At 64.4% G+C, this 5,072-nt stretch carries 8 protein-coding genes; 2 read left to right on the top strand and 6 right to left on the bottom strand.

The window, feature by feature from the left end; translation table 11 throughout:
- The coding region (fdhD, locus tag VNC39_RS17385; RefSeq protein ID WP_325400920.1) for a formate dehydrogenase accessory sulfurtransferase FdhD at positions 1-653 on the top strand (653 nt) is incomplete at its 5' end.
- Between the two features lie 144 nt (positions 654-797).
- Here fdhD and VNC39_RS17380 read toward each other — a convergent pair.
- The 4 genes from VNC39_RS17380 to VNC39_RS17365 are packed head-to-tail and all read right to left on the bottom strand — an operon-like array spanning position 798 to position 3,556.
- Positions 798-1,004, bottom strand: coding sequence for a hypothetical protein (locus tag VNC39_RS17380; RefSeq protein WP_325400919.1), 207 nt, complete (start codon positions 1,002-1,004; stop codon positions 798-800).
- A gap of 58 nt (positions 1,005-1,062) precedes the next feature.
- Complete coding sequence (locus VNC39_RS17375) at positions 1,063-1,827, bottom strand: ABC transporter permease (RefSeq protein ID WP_325400918.1); 765 nt, start codon at positions 1,825-1,827, stop codon at positions 1,063-1,065.
- Positions 1,824-2,564 (bottom strand): ABC transporter ATP-binding protein, encoded by a 741-nt coding sequence (locus tag VNC39_RS17370; protein WP_325400917.1) that lies wholly within the window; start codon positions 2,562-2,564, stop codon positions 1,824-1,826. The genes VNC39_RS17375 and VNC39_RS17370 overlap by 4 nt, the downstream gene beginning before the upstream one ends.
- Positions 2,564-3,556, bottom strand: a complete 993-nt coding sequence (locus VNC39_RS17365; protein ID WP_325400916.1) for an ABC transporter substrate-binding protein — start codon at positions 3,554-3,556, stop codon at positions 2,564-2,566. Before VNC39_RS17365 ends, VNC39_RS17370 begins: the two co-directional genes overlap by 1 nt.
- Before the next feature lie 101 nt (positions 3,557-3,657).
- Here VNC39_RS17365 and VNC39_RS17360 point away from each other — a divergent pair, with 101 nt between their 5' ends.
- Positions 3,658-3,993 (top strand): DUF1491 family protein, encoded by a 336-nt coding sequence (locus VNC39_RS17360; RefSeq protein ID WP_325400915.1) that lies wholly within the window; start codon positions 3,658-3,660, stop codon positions 3,991-3,993.
- Positions 3,994-4,147: 154 nt separating this feature from the next.
- On the opposite strand, the gene VNC39_RS17355 is transcribed toward VNC39_RS17360, so the two are convergent.
- Both VNC39_RS17355 and VNC39_RS17350 read right to left on the bottom strand, forming a co-directional pair.
- Positions 4,148-4,765, bottom strand: coding sequence for an FMN-binding negative transcriptional regulator (locus VNC39_RS17355; protein WP_325400914.1), 618 nt, complete (start codon positions 4,763-4,765; stop codon positions 4,148-4,150).
- A 9-nt stretch (positions 4,766-4,774) separates the two neighbouring features.
- The coding region (locus VNC39_RS17350; protein ID WP_408840925.1) for an alpha/beta hydrolase at positions 4,775-5,072 on the bottom strand (298 nt) is incomplete at its 5' end.

Genomic DNA, 5,072 nt, shown 5'->3' with positions numbered 1-5,072 from the left:
ATTTGCAGGATTTCGCCGTCGGCTTCTCGCTGTCCGAAGGCATCATCCAGAGCCCGGACGAGATTCTGAGCTACGAGCTGGCGGTGCTGCCGCTCGGCCTGGAATGCCGGATGGAACTGCAGCCGGACCGGCGCGAGGCGCTGGAAGCGCGGCGCCGGCGCATCGCCGGGCCGGTCGGCTGCGGCCTGTGCGGTATGGACAGCCTGATCGAGGCGATCAAGCCGCCAAAGCCGGTTCACCCCGCGATCACCGTGCCGGCGGACAAGATCCAAACGGCGATCCGCCGCCTGCCGGAACTGCAGGTGTTGAACCGCGAGACCCGCGCGGTGCACGCCGCCGCCTTCTACACGCCGGAGGACGATGCGCTGATCGTGCGCGAGGATGTCGGCCGCCATAACGGGCTGGATAAGCTGATCGGCGCGGTAAAACGGGCCGGGCGCCAGGGGCCGGAAGGGGTGGTGCTGCTCACCAGCCGCGTCTCGATCGAACTGATTCAGAAAACCGCCGCCTTGGGGGCAGGGGTCATCGTCGCCGTGTCAGTGCCGAGCGCCCGCGCGGTGCGCGAAGCCGAAGCGGCGGGAATGACATTGATCGCCGTCGCCCGCGATGACGGGTTCGAGATTTTCACTCACCCGGACAGGATAACAGGGTAGGAAGCAAGCAGCCGCTTTTTAAAAAAAGCGGCGCAAAAACTTTTACTATGCTGGGCCATGGGCGGTGTCGGCACCAACGCCCATGGCCCAGAGTAACAAAAATTTTTGCGCCGCTTTTTTTAAAAAGCGGCTGCTGTCCTTGCCCTAAATCGGCTTATGCGCGCGTTCGACCAGGCGGCTGAACAGGCCGGGCTTTTTCTCGATTTTTGGGGCGGCTTTCTTCGCGGCTTCCGCTTCGGCCTTGGTCTTGTCCTTCATCCAGTCGTCGAAGGTTTTGCCGGCTTTGCGGGCGCGCTCCTGCTCATAGGCGAGCTGGCCTTTGCTGAGTTTTTTGTCGGTCGTGGCGGTCATGAAGGTCTCCGGGCGGGCTTTTATACGAGCCGGAAACTCGCAGAGCGGGGGTAAAAACTCAAGCGCTTCCGCGCCTCCGGAGCAGAAATCGGGCGAGCAGGCCGAGTGCTGTATAGATCATGATGCCGCTGACGCCGAGCAGCACCAGGGCAGCGAACATGCGGGGAATTTCCAGCCGGTAGCTGGCCTCGATGATGCTGTAGGCGAGCCCCGAGGCGAAGCCGCCGGAACCGGCGACGAATTCCGCGACCACCGCTCCCACCAGCGCCAGCGTGCCGGAAATGCGCAACCCGACGAGAAAAGCCGGCAAGGCAGAGGGCAGGCGGAGCAGAAACAGCATCTGCCAACGCGAGGCGCCGTTCAGGCGGAAGAGGTCGAGCAGCTCCGGCGGCGTGGCGGCGAGCCCGGCGGCGGTGTTGGAGAGGATGGGAAAGAAGGCGACGATGGTGGCGCAGACCACCAGCGCGATGAAGGGCTGGTTGACCCAGATGATGATCAGCGGCGCGATCGCCACCACCGGGGTCACTTGCAGGATCACGGCCCAGGGCTGAATGGCGGCGCGGAAGAGCGCGCTTGCCGACATCGCCACGGCCAGCGTCACGCCGATCGCCGTGGCGGCGGCGAGCGCGGTGAGGGTGACGGTGAGGGTCGACAGCAAGGCCGGGTCGAGCACGCGGTAGTCGCCCAGATAGGCCGCGCCGATGGCAAGCGGCCCAGGCAGCACGTAGGCCGGCACGGCGAGCGCCCAGACCGCGCCTTGCCACAGCGCCAAGCCGATCAGCCCGAACAAGAAGGGGGCCGCGCGCTCCAGGCTCCGGTTCATGCCGGCATCACCCGCCGGAAGGTCTCCGTAATGTCGGCCACCAGGGCGGCATATTCCGGGCAGCCGCGCCGCTCCGGCCCGTCGGGCAGGGACGTGGACAGATCCGCGGCGATGCGCCCCGGCCGGGGTGACATGACGAGAATGCGGCTGGCGAGAAAGGCCGCCTCGTAGATCGAATGCGTCACGAACATCACCGTCTTGCCGCTGCGCCGCCATAGGCCGCGGAGATCTTCCTGCAATTTGTGCCGGGTGAATTCGTCCAGCGCCGCGAACGGCTCGTCCATCAGCAGCAGCCGCGGCGCGGAGATCAGCGCCCGGGCGATGGAGACGCGCATGCGCATGCCCCCCGAAAGCGTATGCGGCATGGCCTGGGCGAACGCGCCGAGCCCCACCTGCTCGAGCATCGCGGCGATGCGCGGCGCCGCTTCCGCGCGGCCGACCCCGCGCAGCCGCAGGGGGAGAAAAACATTGCCCGCGACATCGGCCCAGGGCAGCAAGGTGGCGTCCTGGAACACGAAGCCGATCTCCCCCGGCCCCGGCGGCATGCCGCCCTCCCAGCCGATGCGCCCGTCGCTCGGTTGGTCCAGCCCGGCCAGCAGCCGCAGCAGAGTCGATTTGCCGCAGCCCGACGGGCCCAGCAAGGCCACGAATTCCCCCGCGCCGATCTCGGCGGAAATGCCGTCCAGCGCGCGCAACCCGTTGGGAAAGGTCTTGCCGACCGCCTGGAGGGTGAACATTACTTCCGCAGGCCGAACCCGTGATTGACGAATTGCAGCGTATAGCCGGCCTGGTAATTCATGGAGGGGTTATACATGCCGGCGGCGACCATCTGCGTGAAGAAGGATTTCCAGCGCGCGTCGGTCATGGCGTAGATGCCGAGCGTCTTGGCGTCGCCGGAATCGACGATGCCGCGCGTTTTCAACTGTTCGTAGCCATAATGCATCAGCTCTGGTGTCATGTCCGGATTGGCCTGCTGGATGGCCGCGAAGGCTGGTGCGGGGTTGCCGTACAGATAATCGTACCACCCCTCCGCCGAGGCATCGACGAACCGCTGCACCAGGCCGGGGTTGGTCTTCACCAGCTTCTTCGAGGTGGCGATCAGGCTGGCATAGCCGTCGAAGCCGGAATCGGGGAGCATCATCACCACCGGCCATTGCCCGGTCTTGGCGTGGATGAGAAACGGCTCATCGGTCACATAGGCTTCCTGGATGTCGTATTTATTGGCGAAATACGGCGCCAGGCTGAACCCGTAGGGACGCAACTGCGCGTCGGAATAGCCGTATTTGGCCTTCAGATAGTTCCACCAGCTCGCGCGGGTATCGGCGGACACCGCGATCGGTTTGCCTTTGAGGGCGGCGAAGCCGTCATTGCCGGCGCCGGGATGCGCGATCAGCGCGTCTGGGTCTCTCTGGAACCCGGCGGCGACCGCGACGAAGGGGATCTGCTCCTGCACGAAATTCAGCGCCAGGAAGGAGTTGGAGGTGATGTCGAAGGTCAGCCGTCCGCCGATCAGGCGTTGTGCGTTGTTCACCTCGGGCCCGCCGGGCACGATGGTTACGTCCAGCCCGTATTTCTTATAGATGCCGTTGGCCAAAGCCTCGTAATAGCCGCCATATTCGGGTTCGGCGATCCAATCCAGGCCGAACGTGATTTTATCAGCGGCCTGGGCGGCTTGCGTGGTGCCGAAAAGAGCGAAAGCGAGGGCAGCGACGAGAGCCGGGCGGGCCATGCGGACATCCTTCAGGGGTTGAGCGAGGGATCGGTCTTGAGCACAGTAAGGCGTTGCCTTTCCGTGAGTCAGGGAAAGCGAGCATAGAGTTAGGGATTAGCATGGGTGAGCCGCGGATCAAGGCAGGCGTGTGGGTCTCTGCGGTGCTGCGGCTGGGCGCCGCGGATGGCAAGCCGGGCCTGGTGGTGCATAAGGGCGACCCGGATGCCGGCGGCGTGCTGGTGGTCCTGCATGGGCGCAGCGGCAATATCGTGCTCTCGCAGTTCCGCGACGCGCAGGGCGAGCTGGCCTGGATGCGCGGCACCGGACCCGAACCGGTGAGCGACACCGTTACCGATGCCTATGTGAAGAAACAGATCTCCTACGATTCCGACCTGTGGGTGATCGAATTCGACGCTGCGGATTATTTGCCGCCGTTCGAGGGGAAGATCGTCTAAAAACCAGGAAGAAAGCAGCCGCTTTTTTGAAAAAAAGCGGCGCAAAAAACTTTTGTTATGCCGGGCCTGAGGCTGTGTCGGCGCCAACGCCCTTGGTCCAGCATAACAAAGTTTTTTTGCTACTTTTTGTTCACAAAAAGTAGCGCTTTCTTTCTTACTTCCGGCCTAAAACCTTACGCATCGCCTCCGCCAAAGCGGGGTTTTCGGTCGCTGCCCCGGCCGCCACGCCTTCCTGGTCGGCGCGGGATTTATTCTGGCTGAGCTTGGACTTGCCTTCCAGTTTGGTGACGTGCAGCACCACGCCGACGATGCCTTTCAGCATCGCCGCCACGTAGTCGGGGGGCGCGTCGCTCACCGCCCAGGGTTTTTCCCGGCCGGCCTCGAACCTGTCGGTGAGGGAAGTGACGATCTCGCGCAGAGCTTCCGGGTCTTCGATGATTTCCAGCCGCCCGGTGGCGTGCACCGCGGTGTAATTCCAGGTCGGCACCACTTTGCCGGTTTCCGCCTTGGTCGGGTACCAGGAGGGGCTGACATAGCCATCCATGGCGGTGAAGATCGCCAGGGAGTCGGCGTCTGGCGTGAAATTGCGCCAATGCGGGTTGGCGCGGGCGAAATGCCCGACGATGCGGTCCGGCGCCTGGAAGCTCAGCGGCAGATGCGTGGCGATCAGCCCCTCAGCCGTCGGCGAGACCAGGATGGGCAGTGACGCGGTGCGCATGATGGCGTGCAGTTCCGCCGGGTCGTTCTCGGCAAAGGCAGGCGGGATATACATGGCGGTCCCTTATCTCGGCAGGCTCGCTTCGAAACGGAGGATCGTATCCGCGACGTCGCGCCAGCCCGCTTCCAGCATCAGCATATGCGACATCGTGTCAAACATGACCGGCTTGGTGCGGTAGGCGCGTGCGGTCAGGGCCACCGCTTCCGGCGGCACCATTTGGTCGCGCCCGGCGCCGATCACTTGGACCGGTGTGCCGATGGCTTCGGGATGCAGAATGCGGCGGGTGAGCATCGACGCCGCGACGCGGGTGCTCTCCGGCTGCACATTGGCCAGATACGCATCCATCGACCGGTCTTCCGGC

Source organism: Acidocella sp. (assembly GCF_035535915.1).
Classification (GTDB): Bacteria; Pseudomonadota; Alphaproteobacteria; order Acetobacterales; family Acetobacteraceae; genus Acidocella.
Note: the sequence above shows the minus strand (reverse complement) of the source record. Positions and strands in the feature narration are given on the sequence as shown.

Coding starts and splice junctions, on each gene's coding strand:
- VNC39_RS17365 (WP_325400916.1), bottom strand. CDS start 3,556: ATGGCCCGCCCGGCTCTCGTCGCTGCCCTCGCTTTCGCTCTTTTCGGC.
- VNC39_RS17355 (WP_325400914.1), bottom strand. CDS start 4,765: ATGTATATCCCGCCTGCCTTTGCCGAGAACGACCCGGCGGAACTGCAC.
- VNC39_RS17375 (WP_325400918.1), bottom strand. CDS start 1,827: ATGAACCGGAGCCTGGAGCGCGCGGCCCCCTTCTTGTTCGGGCTGATC.
- VNC39_RS17370 (WP_325400917.1), bottom strand. CDS start 2,564: ATGTTCACCCTCCAGGCGGTCGGCAAGACCTTTCCCAACGGGTTGCGC.
- VNC39_RS17380 (WP_325400919.1), bottom strand. CDS start 1,004: ATGACCGCCACGACCGACAAAAAACTCAGCAAAGGCCAGCTCGCCTAT.
- VNC39_RS17360 (WP_325400915.1), top strand. CDS start 3,658: ATGGGTGAGCCGCGGATCAAGGCAGGCGTGTGGGTCTCTGCGGTGCTG.